This window comes from Puniceibacterium antarcticum (assembly GCF_002760615.1).
Lineage (GTDB): Bacteria > Pseudomonadota > Alphaproteobacteria > Rhodobacterales > Rhodobacteraceae > Puniceibacterium > Puniceibacterium antarcticum.
This window is the reverse complement of the sequence record NZ_AWWI01000182.1, coordinates 1-17,078: the sequence shown is the minus strand read 5'-3', so window position 1 is coordinate 17,078 and position 17,078 is coordinate 1. Positions and strand designations below refer to the sequence as shown.

The 17,078-nt window shown below is 64.5% G+C and carries 10 protein-coding genes and 1 pseudogene; 7 read left to right on the top strand and 4 right to left on the bottom strand.

Going from position 1 to position 17,078, the window contains the following annotated elements; all coding sequences use genetic code 11:
* The first annotated feature begins 154 nt into the window (after positions 1-154).
* The 3 genes from P775_RS25750 to P775_RS25740 are packed head-to-tail and all read left to right on the top strand — an operon-like array spanning position 155 to position 6,789.
* Positions 155-3,502 (top strand): transglutaminase family protein, encoded by a 3,348-nt coding sequence (locus P775_RS25750; RefSeq protein ID WP_099913665.1) that lies wholly within the window; start codon positions 155-157, stop codon positions 3,500-3,502.
* Between the two features lie 4 nt (positions 3,503-3,506).
* Entirely contained in the window at positions 3,507-5,903 is a 2,397-nt protein-coding gene (locus P775_RS25745; protein WP_245875867.1) for a circularly permuted type 2 ATP-grasp protein, read from the top strand.
* 4 nt (positions 5,904-5,907) lie between these two features.
* Complete coding sequence (locus tag P775_RS25740; protein WP_099913663.1) at positions 5,908-6,789, top strand: transglutaminase family protein; 882 nt, start codon at positions 5,908-5,910, stop codon at positions 6,787-6,789.
* Between the two features lie 156 nt (positions 6,790-6,945).
* Here P775_RS25740 and P775_RS25735 read toward each other — a convergent pair whose 3' ends face one another.
* On the bottom strand, positions 6,946-7,743 hold the full coding sequence (locus P775_RS25735; RefSeq protein ID WP_099913662.1) for an IclR family transcriptional regulator: 798 nt from the start codon (positions 7,741-7,743) through the stop codon (positions 6,946-6,948).
* Positions 7,744-8,209: 466 nt separating this feature from the next.
* On the opposite strand from P775_RS25735, the pseudogene P775_RS25730 reads away from it, so the two are divergent.
* The 4 genes and pseudogenes from P775_RS25730 (at position 8,210) to P775_RS25715 (ending at position 11,333) form a co-directional block, all read left to right on the top strand.
* A pseudogene (locus P775_RS25730) lies at positions 8,210-8,978 on the top strand (SDR family NAD(P)-dependent oxidoreductase).
* Positions 8,975-9,883, top strand: coding sequence for a 2-dehydro-3-deoxygalactonokinase (locus P775_RS25725; protein WP_099913661.1), 909 nt, complete (start codon positions 8,975-8,977; stop codon positions 9,881-9,883). Before P775_RS25730 ends, P775_RS25725 begins: the two are co-directional and overlap by 4 nt.
* Entirely contained in the window at positions 9,880-10,488 is a 609-nt protein-coding gene (locus tag P775_RS25720; protein ID WP_099913660.1) for a 2-dehydro-3-deoxy-6-phosphogalactonate aldolase, read from the top strand. The genes P775_RS25725 and P775_RS25720 overlap by 4 nt, the downstream gene beginning before the upstream one ends.
* Entirely contained in the window at positions 10,485-11,333 is an 849-nt protein-coding gene (locus tag P775_RS25715) for an SMP-30/gluconolactonase/LRE family protein (RefSeq protein ID WP_099913659.1), read from the top strand. Before P775_RS25720 ends, P775_RS25715 begins: the two co-directional genes overlap by 4 nt.
* A gap of 128 nt (positions 11,334-11,461) precedes the next feature.
* Here P775_RS25715 and gghA read toward each other — a convergent pair whose 3' ends face one another.
* The 3 genes from gghA to malQ all read right to left on the bottom strand — a co-directional run.
* A complete protein-coding gene (gghA, locus tag P775_RS25710) occupies positions 11,462-13,828 on the bottom strand; it encodes a glucosylglycerol hydrolase (protein WP_099913658.1) in 2,367 nt (788 codons plus the stop codon).
* 19 nt (positions 13,829-13,847) lie between these two features.
* On the bottom strand, positions 13,848-15,479 hold the full coding sequence (locus P775_RS25705) for an alpha-D-glucose phosphate-specific phosphoglucomutase (RefSeq protein ID WP_099913657.1): 1,632 nt from the start codon (positions 15,477-15,479) through the stop codon (positions 13,848-13,850).
* A gap of 12 nt (positions 15,480-15,491) precedes the next feature.
* Positions 15,492-17,078: 4-alpha-glucanotransferase (malQ, locus tag P775_RS25700; protein WP_099913656.1), on the bottom strand; the 1,587-nt coding region annotated here is incomplete at its 5' end.

The following is a 17,078-nucleotide window of genomic DNA, read 5'->3' as shown; positions in this document are numbered from 1 at the left end:
CGATCCCGTCATCCGCAGGCGATCAAAAATATGGCAACTGTCAGACGCGTGGGCGAGGATCAGCCCAGAAAACCGGCACGCATCCACAATGAGGGGATGCAAATGTTAACTCTAAATGAAAGGATAGACCCAAAGTTCAGGGAAACCAAGCCACATGGCCATTTACGCAAGCATCCATCACCTCACCCATTACAAATACGACCGCAATGTCACGATGGGGCCGCAGATCATACGTCTGCGTCCTGCCCCCTATAGCCGGACACGGGTGATTTCGCATTCGCTCAGGGTGTCGCCGCAGCCGCATTTTGTGAATCACCAGCAGGATCCCTATGGCAACTGGCTGGCGCGGTTTGTGTTCCCTGAACCGGTGCGTGAGTTCAAGATCGAGGTGGATGTTGTGGCCGATATGTCGGTCTACAACCCGTTCGATTTCTTTGTCGAGGAATCGGCCGAGTTCTATCCGTTTGAGTATCCCGCCGAGCTGGTGGATGACCTGTCGATCTATCGCCGGGCCGATCCCGCGACGCCGATGCTGGCCGAGTTCATCAAACAGGTGCCCACCGACAAGACCCGGATCGTTGACTGGCTGGTGATGCTGAACGCCAAGGTGGCGGGCGATATCGAATACACCATCCGTATGGAAGCCGGTGTGCAGACGCCCGAAGAGACCCTGCAAAAGGCGCTGGGGTCGTGCCGGGATTCCAGCTGGCTGCTGGTCAATGTGCTGCGGCATCTGGGGTTGGCCGCGCGGTTTGTGTCGGGCTATCTGATTCAGCTGAAACCGGATCTGCAGGCGCTGGACGGCCCGTCGGGGACGGAGAATGACTTTACCGACCTGCATGCCTGGGTTGAGGTCTTTCTGCCGGGGGCGGGCTGGATCGGGCTGGACCCGACATCGGGTCTGTTCGCGGGGGAGTCGCATATTCCGCTGGCCGCGACGCCGCATTATCAGAACGCTGCGCCGATTTCCGGTGGCTATACCGCCGTGGGCACGCCGCAGGTCGAGTTTGAATTCGACATGACCGTGACCCGGGTGGCCGAGCATCCGCGCATCACCAAGCCGTTTTCCGAGGAAAGCTGGCAGCGGCTGAATGCGCTGGGCAAGCAGGTGGATACCGAGCTTGAGATCGGCGATGTGCGTCTGACAATGGGGGGCGAGCCGACCTTTGTGTCAATCGACGATTACGAGGCGGCAGAGTGGAACACCGCTGCGGTCGGCCCGACCAAGCGTGGGCTGGCAGATCAGCTGATCCGCCGGTTGCGGGATCGCTTTGCGCCGGGGGGATTCCTGCATTACGGGCAGGGCAAGTGGTATCCGGGGGAAACCCTGCCGCGCTGGACGTTTTCGCTTTACTGGCGCAAGGATGAAAAGCCGATCTGGTCGGATGCGGATCTGGTGGCGCTTGAGACGGCTGATACCGGGGCGACCGCCGAATCCGCCGGTCAGTTCATCGCGCAGTTTGCCGAAGAGCTGGGGATTGAGCCGGATATGGCTGTGCCCGCCTATGAGGACCCCGCCGAGTGGATCATCAAGGAGGGCAACCTGCCCGAGAATGTGACGCCGGAAAATTCCAAGCTGAAGGACCCCGAAGAACGCTATCGCATCGCGCGGGTGTTCGGGCGGGGGTTGACAGAGCCATCGGGCTTTGTGCTGCCGATCCAGCGCTGGCAGTCCAAGGCGACGGGGCGCAAGTGGCGGTCTGAAAAGTGGACGCTGCGGCGCGGGCATATTTACCTCGTGCCGGGGGATTCGCCGGTGGGCTATCGCATTCCGCTGGGCGCGCTGCCTTACGTTCCGCCTGCGGCCTACCCGTATACCTATATCACCGACCCAAGTGTGCACCGCGATCCGCTGCCCGATTACGATCAGGGTGCGGCGACGCCGGGTGTGTCGGCAGACCATACGCAGCCTGTGTCGGCCCCGACGGCGCAGGCGGCGGTGCAGGATGTGATCGAGCAGGAGCTGGGCGTTGTGGGCGGGGCTGTGCGCACCGCGATGACGGTCGAGCCGCGCGATGGCAAGCTGTGCGTGTTCATGCCCCCGGTCGAGGATGTGGAGGATTATCTGGATCTGATCGCTGCCGCCGAGCGGACGGCGAAGCGTATGGGGATGCCGATCCATATCGAAGGGTACGCGCCGCCGCATGATCCGCGCATCAACGTGATCCGTGTGGCCCCGGACCCCGGCGTGATCGAGGTGAACATTCACCCGGCGGACAACTGGGACGATGTGGTCGCCACAACCGAGGCCATTTACGAAGAGGCCCGCCAGTGCCGTCTGGGGGCCGACAAGTTCATGATCGACGGGCGCCACACCGGCACCGGTGGTGGCAACCATGTGGTTGTGGGCGGGGCGACTCCGAACGACAGCCCGTTCCTGCGCCGTCCCGATCTGCTGAAATCGCTGATCCTGACATGGCAGCGCCATCCGTCGCTGTCCTATCTGTTCTCGGGGCTGTTCATCGGGCCGACATCGCAGGCCCCCCGGATCGACGAGGCGCGGCATGATACGCTCTATGAGCTGGAAATCGCGCTGAGCCAGATCCCCGACCCTTCGAGCGGCACCCCGCCGCCGCCCTGGCTGGTGGACCGGTTGCTGCGCAACATGCTGACCGATGTGACCGGCAACACCCACCGGGCCGAGATCTGCATCGACAAGCTGTTTTCGCCCGATGGGCCGACGGGGCGGCTTGGGCTGGTTGAATTCCGTGGATTCGAGATGCCACCGGACCCCAAGATGTCGCTGGCGCAGCAGGTGCTGATCCGGGCGATCATCGCGCGATGCTGGAATGCGCCGATCAGCGGCAAGCCGGTGCGCTGGGGGACAGAGCTGCACGACCGCTATATGCTGCCGCATTTCCTGTGGCAGGATTTCATGGATCTGCTGCGCGATCTGGATCTGCATGGCTTCAAGCTCGACCCTGAATGGTTTGTGGCGCAGGAAGAATTCCGGTTCCCGTTCTGCGGACAGGTGGAATACGAGGGCACGCATCTTGAGATCCGCCAAGCGCTTGAGCCCTGGCATGTGCTGGGTGAGACCGGCGCGATTGGCGGCACTGTGCGCTATACGGATTCCTCGGTCGAACGGATGCAGGTCAAGCTGACCACGTCGAACCCGGAACGCTATGGCGTGACCTGCAATGGCCGCACCGTGCCGCTGCAAAAGACCGAAACCAGCGGGGTTTCGGTGGCGGGCGTGCGCTTTAAAGCCTGGCAGCCGGCCGAGGCGCTGCATCCGACGCTGCCGGTGGATGCGCCGCTGACCTTTGACATCTTTGACAAATGGTCGGGCCGTGCGCTGGGGGGCTGTGTCTATCATGTGGCGCATCCGGGCGGGCGGAACTATGAAACCTTCCCGGTCAATGGCAACGAGGCCGAGGCGCGGCGTCTGGCGCGGTTCGAGGCGCTGGGCCACAATCCGGGCGCCTACTGGCCGCCGCAGGATCAGACCCATCCCGAGTTCCCGATGACGCTGGATCTGCGTCGGGCTCCGGGGATCTGAGCCTTTGGCCGCAAGTACGATACGAGAGCAGGACCTTGTTGCAGCGCTGATCAAGAACTACCACGTCCCACCGGGCGTGGCGGACGAGATGATCGGCGCCGATGGTCAGGTGCGCCCGGTGTGGCGACCGTTTCTTCAGCGCTTTGCGGCGCTGAGCGCGGAGGATATCGCGCGGCGCTTTGATCGTGGTGACAGGTATCTGCGCGACGCCGGCGTGTTCTATCGCCAGTACCGCGAAGAAGGATCGACCGAACGCGACTGGCCGCTGAGCCATGTGCCGGTGCTGCTGGGCGAAGAGGAATGGCAGGAGATCAGCGCCGGGCTACGCCAGCGCGCGGATCTTCTGGAACAGGTGGTGCAGGATCTGTACGGCCCCGGTGATCTGGTCAAACAGGGTATGCTGCCCACCGCGCTGGTGGCGGGCAACCCGGCCTGGCTGCGCCCGATGGTGGGGATCACGCCGCCGTCGGGGCATTTCCTGAACTTTGTCGCCTTCGAGCTGGGCCGCAATCCGGACGGGTCGTGGTTTGTGCTGGGGGACCGGACAGAGGCGCCGTCGGGCGCGGGATTCGCGCTGGAAAACCGGGTCGCAACGATGCGCAGCTTTTCCGACCCGTTTCCCCATGGCAAGATCCATTGGTTGGGGGACTTCTTTCGCCATTTCCGCGAGGCGATGCAGGCGGGCGGCGATGCGCCTGATGGGCGCGCCGCGATCCTGACCGCCGGGCTTGGGACTGAAACCTATTTCGAACATGCCTATATCGCGCGCTACCTTGGCCTCATGCTGCTGGAGGGTGAGGATCTGGTGGTCGAAGAGGGCCGCACGATGGTGCGCACCGTGGCGGGCAACAAGCCGATTTCGGTGCTGTGGCGGCGGATGGATGCGGCCTTTGTCGATCCGCTGGAGCTGAACGACAAGAGCCAGATCGGCACGCCGGGGCTGGTCAATTCGATCCGGGCCGGGCATCTGTCCATGGTCAATGCGCTGGGCACCGGTGTCTTGCAGACGCGGGCCTTTCTGGCGTTTCTGCCGCGCATCGCGCGCGAGCTGCAGGGGGCGCCGCTGGCGATTCCCAATATCGCCACATGGTGGTGCGGCGCGCCCAAGGAGCGGGACTATGTGCAGTCCCATGCTGACCGGATGACGATCGGCAATGCGCTGGCGCAGGATCTGCCGTTCGAGGTTGAGGGCGACACGATCATCGCGGGAAGATTCCCTGACGGGCGCACGGCTGATGTGGCGCAGCGTCTGGCGGCAGAGGGCGCGGGCCTGGTGGGGCAGGAGGCGGTGAGCCTGTCGACAACGCCGGTCTACGAGGACGGCCAGCTTGTGCCGCGCCCCGTCATGCTGCGGGTGTTCGCGGCGCGCACGGCGCAGGGCTGGTCGATCATGCCCGGCGGCTATGCGCGTATTGGTGCCAGCGGTGATGCCACGGCGCTGGCACTGCGGCGGGGCGGATCGGTGGCCGATGTCTGGATCGTGTCGGACCGCAAGCTGCCGACGGATCGGGTCGCGGTGAACGAGAGGCCGTTCCAGCGCGCCACGCCCAGCCTGCTGCCCGCGCGGGCAGCCGACAACCTGTACTGGATGGGGCGCTATGTGGAACGGGCCGAGGGGCTGATCCGTCTGGTGCGGTCCTACCACATGCGTCTGGCCGAGGCGGGGGTGCCCGATGATCTGCGTGTGGCGCGGATTGCGCAGTATCTGGCCCGCAAGGGGGTGTCGCTGGAGGATCCGGTGCCGCTGGATATTCTGGACCAGCTTTCCCACGCGATCCGCTGCGCGGCCAAGGTGCGCGACCGGTTTTCCATTGATGGCTGGACCGCGCTGCGCTCGCTTGAACAGGAAATCGCGACGGCGGACAGGCCGCAGCCGGGGGACGAGGCGGCCCGCGCGCTGAGCCTGATGCTGCGCGGCACTGCCGGGTTCGGCGGGCTGGTGCATGACAACATGTACCGCTTTGTCGGCTGGCGGTTCCTGAGCCTGGGGCGTGCGCTGGAACGGGCACAGGCGATGACGCAGATCTTGGCGGATTTCGCCGCGCCCACCGCGCCAGAGGGCAGTTTCGACATCGCTATCGAACTTGGCGATTCCGTCATGACCCACCGGCGCCGCTATCTGATCCAGACCAACCGCAGCACGGTGATCGATCTGCTGGCGCTGGATCACCGCAACCCGCGTTCCGTGCGCTATCAGGTCAGCATGATCCGCCGTCTGGTCGCGGATCTGCCGGGCGCCGAGGTGAACGGCGAGCTGTCCGAACTGGCCCGCGCCGCACTGCGCGTCGAAACCCAGCTGGCGGTGGCGGATCCCGGCAGGCTGAGCACCGACAAGCTGCAGTCGATGGCGGCGGCGCTGGGGCGGCTGTCCGATCTGCTGACCCGCACCTATCTGACGTGATGCCATGATATATGATATAAAGCTGACCATCACCTATGATTATGCCGCGCCGTCAATGCAGGCGCGCAATGTGCTGCGGGTGCTGCCGCTGAACCGCGCGGGCGAACAGCGGCGCATCACCGGCGAGCTGAGCTTTGATCCCCGCCCGCAGGAGCGCATGGACTGGACCGACTTTTTCGGCAATGCGATGACTGAGATCGGATTTCTGAAACCGCTGACCAAGCTGACAGTCGAGTTGCGCGCGCGGGTGGAACGGATCGCGCGGCCGCCGCAGCTGGATCTGTCGCCAAACCGGGTGCGCCTGGCGCAGGAGCTTTCAGAGCTGACAAGCATTGGCGCGGACAGTCCGCACCACTTTCTGGCGCCGTCGCCGCGTGTTGGGTTCGATTCCGCGATCAGCGATTTCGTGGGCGGCATCCTGATCGAGGGCAGCACGGTTCTGGCGGCGGTGCGCGATGTGGGCCGCGCGCTGCATGGCGAGATGCGCTTTGACGCGCAGGCGACGGATGTGAACACCCCGCCGTCGGAATCTTTCCGCAACCGCCACGGCGTCTGTCAGGATTTCAGCCATGTGATGATCGCGGGGTTGCGCGCCCATGGCATTCCGGCGGGGTATGTCAGCGGCTTTTTGCGCACCGAACCGCCCGAGGGGCAGCCCCGGCTGGAAGGGGCGGATGCCATGCATGCCTGGGTGCGGATCTGGTGCGGGGCCGAGCTGGGATGGATCGAGTATGATCCGACCAACGATCTGATGGTCGGGGCGGATCACGTGGTTGTGGCCGTGGGGCGGGATTATTCCGACGTGGCGCCGGTCAAGGGCGCGGTGCGGTCTTCCGGTGGGCAGAAAAGCCGCCATACGGTGGATATGGTGCCGCTGACGGGGTGACGGGCGAGGCGTTGTCAAAAGAATCTATGCCTCCGGCGGGGATATTTAAGGGCAGATGAAGGCAGGCGCGGCGGCGATGCGGGCAGGGTTTGTCCCAAGCTGCGCGGATCTGCGAGGCGCCAGAGGAGGTGCGCGCGCCGTCAGGGGGCGTTTGCGTCAGTCGGTGGTGGGGGGCTGTGGAAAGGCCCAAGCCTCTGCCTCGTCCCCGATGGCGCGGGCGGTGGCCTGCAGCTGTGGTGCGCGCCGCGCAAGCTGGTCAAGGTCGCTGCGCGCGGTGGTTGTGGTGATCGACAGCGCCCCCAGAATCCGCCCGGCCCGGGTGAGCACCGGTGCCGCGATGCAGAGAATGCCCGGTTCATGTTCTTCGCGGTCATAGCCAAAGCCCCGGGCGCGGATCGCCTGCAGCTCGGCCCGCAGGCTGTCGGCGTCACACAGGGTCTGCGGGGTGAAGCGGTGCCAGGATTGCAGGTCGAGCGCGCGGGCCAGATCTGCGGGCGGCAGATGGGCCAGCATGACCTTGCCCACACCCGTGCAATAGGCCGGGCCGATCTTGCCCGCCTGGCTGAACATTTCGACCGGCTGCCGTGCGTTGCGTTTGTCCACATAGAGCACCTGCGCATGGTCGAACTGCGCCAGATGCACGGTTTCCCCGACCGAGGCGCTGAGCTGGTCCAGATGCAGGCGCGCGATCGGCGCCAGCGAGGATTGCGCCCAGGCGGTATGGGCCAGCCGCACCAGCCGCAGGCCGGGCACATAGGTGCCGCGGTCCGGATCAAACGCCAGCATGCGCTGATGGGTGAGAGTCTGCAGGAAGCGATAGAGCGTCGCCTTGGGGAAGGGGGTGTCTTGCAGCAGTTCGCCAAACCGCACCGGCCGCCCGTAGGAGGCCACATGGTCCAGCACCTCTAGCGCCTTGCCCACGGTGCCGTCGCCCGGCCGAGCTGTCTGCGCCATGTTTTGTGCCCCTTCTGCCGCACCCGGCCTGGGGCCGAGTGTTGACAGGGATATGCGCGCGGGGTTAAGTTTTCAATATACAAAACAAGGTTTCATATAATGGAACCTGTGCTGTGGGTGCGGCCCTGAAGGGCGCGGGGGGAGAAAGATTTGCACAGGGAGAATTTGCAGATTTCAGCTTTGCTGAAGGAAAAATTTGCAAACTTGCGTGCAGCAAACTGTCTGTTCGCCCCCTTGGAACACCTGCCTGGGTCAGGGGGCGCATCTGTTTCGCCTCTTCAAAAATACGCAAGGTGCCACCGCATCGTTGTGTGTTGTCGGGGGCGGACGTCTGTCCCACCGGGGGAGCCTTTTTGAGCGCCGCGAAACTGGCGGTGCGGGCAGGCGGGCCATCCGGCGCGGGGGCGCGGGATATTAAATTTCTGGCGGGGCAGAGCCCCCGCCGTGTCATGGGAGACGGTCACGGATGGACATGCCACTTTTTGCCGACCTCAAGGGCGCGTCGGTGTTCATCACCGGCGGCGGATCGGGGATCGGCGCGGCGCTGAGCGAAGGCTTTCTGGCGCAGGGCGCCCGGGTCGGGTTTGTGCAACGCTCGGACGCGACTGATTTTGTCGCGCAAATGCAGGCGAAATATGGCAGTGCGCCGCTGTTCGTGCCCTGCGATATCACCGATATCGAGGCGCTGCAGGGGGCCATTGCACAGGTGGCGCAGGTGCAGGGGCCGATCAGCGTGCTGGTGAACAATGCCGCCAACGACCAGCGGCACAAGACGCTTGAGGTGGATGAGGCCTATTGGGACTGGTCGCAGGCGATCAACCTCAAGGCGTATTTTTTTTGCCGCGCAGGCAGTGATCCCGGGGATGCAGGCCGCCGGGGGTGGGGCGATCGTGAACTTTTCCTCGATCAGCTACATGATGGGGAATGCAGGTTATGCGGGGTACACCACGGCCAATGGCGGCATCACGGCGATGACCCGGTCGCTGGCACGGGAGTTCGGTGCCGACCGCATCCGCGTCAATGCCATTGCCCCTGGATGGGTCATGACCGACAAGCAGCGCGACCTGTGGGTGACACCCGAGGGGCTGGCCGCGCATCTGGACCGCCAGTGTCTGAAGGAAGAAATCCTGCCCGCGGATATCGTGGCGGCGGCGCTGTTTCTGGCGTCGCAGGCAAGCCGGATGATGACCGGGCAATTGATGGCCGTCGATGGCGGCGTGGTGGTGACAGGATGAACGACACAGTGACATGGATTGCCGCCGATTGGGGCACCTCGCATCTGCGGGTCTGGCTGATGGATGGCGCGGGCGGGGTGATCGAACGCCGCGACAGTGCCGATGGCATGGGTCGGCTGACGCCTGAGGGGTTTGAGCCGGCGTTGCTGAAGCTGGTGGGGGATGCACTGCCCGACGGTGTTGCCACGCAAGTGGTGATCTGCGGCATGGCTGGTGCGCGGCAGGGCTGGGCCGAGGCGCCCTATGCCACAGTGCCCTGCAAGCCGCCCTCGGCCGTGCAGGCGCGGCTGGTGGGTACGCAGGATCCGCGCTTGCGGGTGCGCATCCTTACGGGGGTCAGCCAGGACCATCCGGCAGATGTGATGCGCGGGGAAGAGACGCAGATCGCGGGGTTCCTCGCGCTCAACCCCGGGTATGATGGCATCATCTGCCTGCCGGGGACGCATTCCAAATGGGCGCATATTTCGGCCGGGGAAATTGTGAGTTTCCGCACCTTCATGACAGGTGAGCTGTTTGCCCTGCTGTCGGGACAGTCGGTGCTGCGCCATTCGGTGGCGTCCGAGGGCTGGGACGATGCGGCCTTTGCCGAGGCGGTGGAGACTGTGATGTCGCGGCCCGAACGGCTGGCGGCGGATCTGTTCGGGTTGCGCGCCGGATCGCTGCTGCATGATCTGGACGGCGGCACGGCGCGCGCGCGCCTGTCGGGGATGCTGATCGGGGCGGAACTTGCGGCGGCAAAGCCCTATTGGCTGGGCCAGCAGGTGGCGCTGCTGGGCGCCAGTTCTGTGGCAGCCCCCTATCGCGCGGCGCTGATGGCGCAATCCGTGCCGGTGACGCTGGCCGATTCTGAACGGATGACGCTGGAAGGTCTGAAAGCCGCCCAAGCCACGAAGGACACGAAATGAGCCGCGAAATCATTGCCATCCTGCGGGGCATCACCCCGGCCGAGGTCACGGCCGTCACCGAGGCGCTGATTGGTGCCGGCATCACCAAGATCGAGGTGCCGCTGAATTCACCCGATCCCTATGACAGCATCAAGCTGATGCTGGACGGGTTCGCCTGGCAGGCAACCATCGGCGCGGGCACGGTGCTGGCCCCCGAAGAGGTGCTGCGTCTGGCGCAGATGGGTGCGCATATGATCGTCTCACCCGATTGCAATCAGCGGGTGATCATGGCGACCAAACGGGCGGGGCTGCTGTCTTATCCCGGCGTCATGACCCCGACGGAGGCATTCACCGCCCTGCGCACCGGCGCGGATGGGATCAAGCTGTTTCCGGGGTCCCTGATCGGGCCAGAGGGGCTGAAGGCCATTGGCGCGGTGCTGCCCAAGGGGACCAAGACCTATGCTGTGGGCGGGGTCAGCGCGGCGAACTTTGGTGCGTGGTTTGCGGCGGGGGCCACGGGGTTTGGCATTGGCACGGCGCTGTATGCGCCGGGGCGGTCTGCGGCGGATATCGCTGCGCGGGCGGCGGACCTGGTTGCCGCATATGATGCGGGAGCCAGAGCATGAGCCATCTGATCTACAGTGACAGCATCTGCCAGCTTGGGGAAGGCGCGCTCTGGCATCCTCAGACCCATATGCTGTATTGGTTCGATATTCTGGGAAAACGGCTTTACGCGCGCGACGGGCGGGGGCAGGTGCAGTGGGACTTTGACCGCATGTGTTCGGCCGCCGGGTGGATCGACGACACCACGCTGCTGATTGCGTCAGAGCGGGATCTGTTCACCTTTGACACCGTGACGGGGTCCGAGGCCATTCTTTGCCCGCTGGAGGTGGACAATGACGTAACCCGGTCCAACGATGGGCGTGCCGATCCCTGGGGCGGGTTCTGGATCGGCACCATGGGCAAGAAGGCCGAGGCGGGCGCCGGGGCGATCTATCGGTTCTACAAGGGCGAATTGCGGCTGCTTTATCCCGATATCACCATTTCCAACGCCATCTGCTTTGCCCCCGGTGGGGCCTATGCCTATTTCGCCGATACGACGACAGGCATGATCCGGCGGGTGATGCTGGACGGCGAGGGCTGGCCCGCGGGCGAACCAGAGCCATGGATCGACCTGCGCGCCGAGGGGCTGCACCCGGATGGGGCGGTCTGTGACAGTCAGGGCAATCTGTGGAACGCGCAATATGGCGCGGGGCGGGTGGCCTGCTATTCGCCCGAGGGGAAATTCATGACCGCGCTGGGGGTCGCTGCGGCGCAAAGCACCTGTCCGGCTTTTGGTGGTGCGGATCTGAGCACACTGTTTGTGACCTCTGCCGCCCATGGCGCCGCAGAGGATGACCGGCTGGCCGGCGTCACCTTTGCCCTGCCCACCGGGTTCAGGGGGCAGGCTGCGCACCGCGTGGTGTTATAGCGCCAGCTGGTCTGCGGGACGCAGGAGCCGCGACAGTTTAAGGCGGGTCGCTATAGACTTGCGGCTCGTCAACATGTGGAAAAGCCGCCCCGCGACATCGGGGCGGCGTCTGGTCATTCGCTGCCCCCTCAGCCCTTGCGGGTGAAGACCAGCGCCATGGAATCGCGCAGGATGATCGGGCCGCTGACGTAATCCAGACCGATCCCGGGCGAGCGCAGGGAACATTCCCATCCGAACCCTTCGGTGCCCGGCACACCCATGCGCAGCGGGTCGATGTCGCTGGTGGGCTTGCCTTCCATATGCAGCACGCTGAACACCTGTTCGCCGTCGGGGCCGTGGCGCAGTGAGGTAAAGACCGTGCGCCCGTTCAGCGGTTCGACATAGCCGAAGTGATCGCGTGGCCCGTAGTTGTCGCGCAGCCAAGGGCGGGCGGCGCGGAATTCGCGCAGGGCCAGCGTATAGGCAGACTGCACCGGGTCGAGACCGGGCAGGGAATGCGAGATGTTGCAGTAATCATGCATGTCATCCATCCAGGCGCGCGACACCTGTTTCAGCGTGGCCACGGTGTAATGCGGACCGGCCAGTTTGGGATCGGTGGCGTTCAGCAGGCGGGCGATATCCTCAAGATCATATTCTGTTACTTCAACCAGTGCAGGAAGAAACTCGCAGAAGCGGTTGAGATCGCTGCGGGTTTCAAATCCCAGCTCTTTCAGCCTGCGGAAGTTCGAGGGGATCGAATAGCTGTATTCATCCACCTGCCATTTGAGGCTGATCGCCTCTTCTGCCACGACCTTGACCCCGTATTTGTCATCCTGATTGCGGATGAACCCCCAGGAGCCGCGCGCCATGGCGTTGAGGAAATCCATCGGCACGCCGGGCAGGCCGACATAGGTCAGGGTGTGTACGGCGGGGTTGTCATAGGCCTTGTCCAAGATCTCCATCCGGGTGTGGCCCAGGCCGGTGTTGATGTTCATCTTGGGCGAAACCTGCGTGCCGCGGCGCAGGGTGTCGTGGTTCGAGGTGCCGGAAATCCAGTTGGAGCCGACGGAAACACATTCGCGGATGCGCCAGAACTTGCTGAGCCAGAAGGTATAAAGGAAGGGCGTGTTATGGGCGAATGTCAGCGGCCCCCACTGGAACACATCATCATCGCGCTGCTTTTCGATGACAGAGCGATAGGTCGAGCTGAGTTCCCAGTCTTCGTCCGGCCAGGGGCGACCATCCTCAAAGATGAACCAGGGGCGGTATTGGGTGCCGGCCACCTCTTGCACGATGTCGGCCATGCTTTGCAGATAGTCGTCGTCATGGACCATGACCTGTGCATGGGGGTCCCAGTATTTGAAATCCTGCGCGCCATCGACGCGGACGCCATCGGCGCCGAAATCCACCTTGCGGCGCTGCATTTCCAGCAGGATCGCGCGGACGGCGGCATTCTGGTAATCAAGGTTCTGGCCGTACATGTTCGGCCCGGCAAAGAAATGGTGGCTCAGCGCGTTCAGACCCTGATTGTCGGAATGGCCATAGACCACGTCGAAGACCAGCTTTTTCGGCTTGCCCGGAAAGTTGTGCAGCACACAGGCGAGATCGACAAGTTCATCCGGGCGGCCGGTTTCCAGCAGCACAGGGTTCACCGCCGCCATGCCGGAGATGACGATGTCATAGCCCCAGTTGGTGGTGTCCGGGCGGTAGAGCGAGACGGTGACGCCGGTTTCGGTGTCATCGGTTTCCTGCCAGAAATCCGGGCCGGTTTCATAGACGGTGGTGGGTTCGACCGGCAAGAGCTGGACGGAATCGTAGCCCATGAACAGCTGATCTGCAGGTTCCAGTGGCAGATCGCGTGACACGCGTTCCGACAGACGCTGAAACTGCCGGGTGAGCGAGGCGATGGTGCCGCCGGCGGTGGCCGAGGGCACGTGGATCTGCAGGATGTTGGAGGGCGGGCCGAACTTGTGCGGCGCGTCGCCCCTCACGTTTTCGAAATAGGCGGTGTCGGTGCGCCCGGCCTGCATGGCGGCGATATCATACAGCTCTGCCGGGGCCATGACGCCAAAGGGCAGGGACATGGCGAGCGGGTCGAGGATGCGGTGCCAGGCCCCTTCGCTGTCGCGCCAGGTGAGGGCGTAGAAATCGCCGATCTGGTCGCGATGCCCGGCGATCATGCCGCGCACGGCGGTAAAGCAGTGTTCGTCCAGACGGATGACCGGCACAAAGCTGCGTTCGAACGTGATGTCCTGATGCGCGACGGTCAGGTCGAGCGGCACGGTGGGGGCCAGAACCTCAAGAAACACATCGCCCGAAGGCACGCGGTTTTCCGCAAGTTCCGGCACCCAGAAGCCGAAGTGGGCAATGTCCCCGTCGATCTGTCCGCCCAGCTGCCGCGCGATTTGGGTTTCGGCATCAAAGCGGGTTTCCGCTGTCATCAGGGTCTGATGACAGCTGTCTGCGCGCGCCTGTGCGGCGGCTTCGTCAAAGGAGATGCGATCTTCGAGGGGCATGTGCCCTCCTGTCTTTACTTCAGGTTATGACGTCGGGCGCGGTGCGCCCGGTACGGTCCTTGATTCCGGCAAGCGCCTCTGCGGTGGCGATGATATCGGCCAGCGCCTCTTGCGGGTCGTCGTGCATTCTTGCGGGGTCGGTTTCGACCCGTTCGAGGTAAACGCGCAGGGTGGCCCCTTCGGTTCCTGTGCCAGACAGACGCAGCACGATCCGCCCGCCGCCTTCGAACGTGAAGCGCAGGCCCTGACCTTCGCTGCGCGAGCCGTCGACCGGATCATCGTAGGCAAATTCATCCGCCGCCTCAACCGTCTGGCCCGCGATGGTGGTGCCGGGCAGGTCTGCAAGCTGTCCGCGCAGGTCATCGACCAGTTTTTGGGCAGCCGTTGCATCAACCGCCTCGTAATCGTGCCGGGAATAGTAGTTGCGCCCGTAGGTCTTCCAATGTTCGGCCATCAGGTCGGCCACGGAAATCTTGCGCTGTGCCAGAACGTTGATCCAGAACAGCACGGCCCAGAGGCCATCCTTTTCGCGCACGTGGTCGGACCCGGTGCCGGCGCTTTCCTCGCCACAGATGGTGGCGCGGCCCGCATCAAGCAGGTTGCCGAAGAATTTCCAGCCGGTGGGCGTTTCATAGCAGTCGATGCCAAGGGCGGCTGCGACCTGATCCAGCGCGCGCGAGGTCGGCATGGAGCGCGCCACACCTTTGAGACCACCGGCATAAGCCTTAACATGGGTGGCGTTGGCAGCGATCGCGGCGAGGGAGTCCGAGGGCGTCACGTAGATGCCTTTGCCCACGATCATATTGCGGTCGCCGTCGCCGTCCGAGGCGGCGCCAAAATCGGGGGCATCGTCGGCGAACATCGTGTCCATCAGATCCTTGGCCCAGATCGGGTTCGGGTCGGGGTGACCTTCGCCGAAATCAGGCAGGGGGATGGCGTTGACCACGCTGCCCGGCGCGGCACCCAGAGTGTTTTCAAGGATCGCGGTGGCATAGGGGCCGGTGATGGCGTGCATGGCGTCAAATCGGACGCGGAAGCCAGAGGCAAACAGCGCCTTGATCGCCGGGAAATCAAAGAGCTGTTCCATCAGCTCCTGATAGTCGGCGACGGGATCCACCACCTCGATTTCCGTGTCGAGCAGGGTGGAGGTGCCGATGGCCGACAGGTCAATGTCCTGCGTTTCGGCGATCTTGTATTCGGTGATGACCTTGGTCGCGGCAAAGATCTTTTCCGTGACACCTTCGGGGGCGGGGCCGCCGTTGGCGACGTTGTATTTCACGCCAAAATCGCCATCTACGCCGCCGGGGTTGTGGCTGGCGGACAGGATGATGCCGCCATCGGCGCCGCGCTTGCGGATCAGGTTCGAGGCGGCGGGGGTGGAGAGCAGGGCGTTCTGACCGACGATGACCTTTGCCGCGCCACCGGCGGCGGCCATGCGGATCATCACCTGTGCGGCGCGGTCGTTGAAATAGCGCCCGTCGCCGCCCAGGATCAGGGTCTTGCCTGCGACACCGCCGATGCCGTCCCAGGTCGCCTGCAGGTAATTTTCAAGGTAATGCGGTGTCATGAAGACGCGGGTCTTTTTGCGCAGGCCAGAGGTGCCGGGCTTCTGGCCCTCAATCGGTTGGGTGGAAATGGTCAGAATGGTCACAAAACTCTCCTTTTAGCGCCCATGGCGCTTCATCACGGCGGCAGCTTCGGCCAGCCTTGGGTCTTTCAGCAGTTCATCGGCGCCCGCAGGCAGGCGCTGGCGCCAGTTGGGGTATGCGATGGTCGTGCCGGGTAAATTCGGTTGTTCGACGATGCGCAGGATATTCTCGATCTGCAGGGCTGCAACCCGAGAGTCGCTGCATCCGAGATGATTGTGCATCTTGCTGACGTCTGCGGCCCGCTCTGCGTCGGTGTTTGTCGTTGTGCCAGTCGCCGTATCTGTCGCCGTGTCCGTCGCTGTGGCGCGGTCGAGGGCGGCCACTTCGGCGTGGCGCCGGATCCGGGCAGAGGCGGCGACCTTTGGGTCGATCATGTCCAGATCATGACGCAGGGTAATGTCATGGCCCTGACGCCAGCCGTCCCAAGTGGGCAGGTCGTGGGTGGAAAAGCTTGCGATGCTGGCCTGAGGATAGGCGCGCGGGCTGCGAAAACGCGGCGTCTTGCGCCCGGTTTGTTCGAACAGGGTCAGACGACAGCCAAGGATGCCCGAGCGCGCCAGCGCCTTTTGCAGACCCTCAGGGGTGTTTCCCAGATCCTCGCCCACCACCACGGCCCCTGCGCGGGTGGCCTCGATGCGCAGGACGGCGAGCATGGCGTCGAGCGGCATCTGGACATAGGCGCCGGGCGCGCCGTCGGGCACCCAGAAGGCGCGGTCGAAGCCCAGGATATGGTCGATGCGCAGCATGCCCGCGACGCGGAACTGGCGGCGCAGGGTCTGGGCCAGCGCGGCGAACTGCCCGTCAATCAGCGCCTGCGGGCTGAACGGCGCAAGGTTCCAGTTCTGCCCGTCTTTGGCAAAGGCATCAGGCGGCGCGCCGAGTGTGGCGCCAAAGGCGAAACTGGCGCGATCCTCCCAGGTTTCCGCGCCATGGGGGTGGGTTCCGACGGCAAGGTCGAGGTAGAGGCCCAGCGCCATGCCCGCCTCGCGCGCGGCACGGGCGGCCTGACCCAGCTGATCTTCGGCCAGCCATTGCAGCCAGGCGTGAAAGCGGATGCGCGGGGCAAGGTCGCGCGCGGCCTGCCTGACCGCGTCGCTGGCGGGATCCTGCAGGGCCACTGGCCAGCGGTTCCAGTGGGCGCCGTGGATGTCCGACAGGGCCTGATGGGTGGCAAATGTCTGCAGGGGGGCCGCTTCGCGGATCAGATAGGCGTCGAACTGGGAGTGATCGACGGATTGCGTGAACGTTGCATAGGCATCTTCCAGCGCGGCCATGCGGGTGGGAATGTCGGTGGCATAGTCGATCAGTGGCGCGCCGGGCTGCGCGGTTTGCGGCACGCTGAGATGCAGGGTGGACAGGCGGCGGCGGTGGGACGGGGTATAGGGACTGAACCCGGCGGGATCGGTGGCAAAGCCCGCATGGACCGGGTTGATGCCCAGAAAGGCCGCGCCATGTGCCCCCAGACCAACGGCCATCTGGCCAAGGTCGGCGTAATCGCCGATGCCGCCGCGCGCGGCGGGGCGCAGACCGGCCAGCGGCACGATCAGCCCCCAGAGGCGGGGTGGCAGGGGCAGGCGGGCGGGGGCGACCAGAAGGGTGGT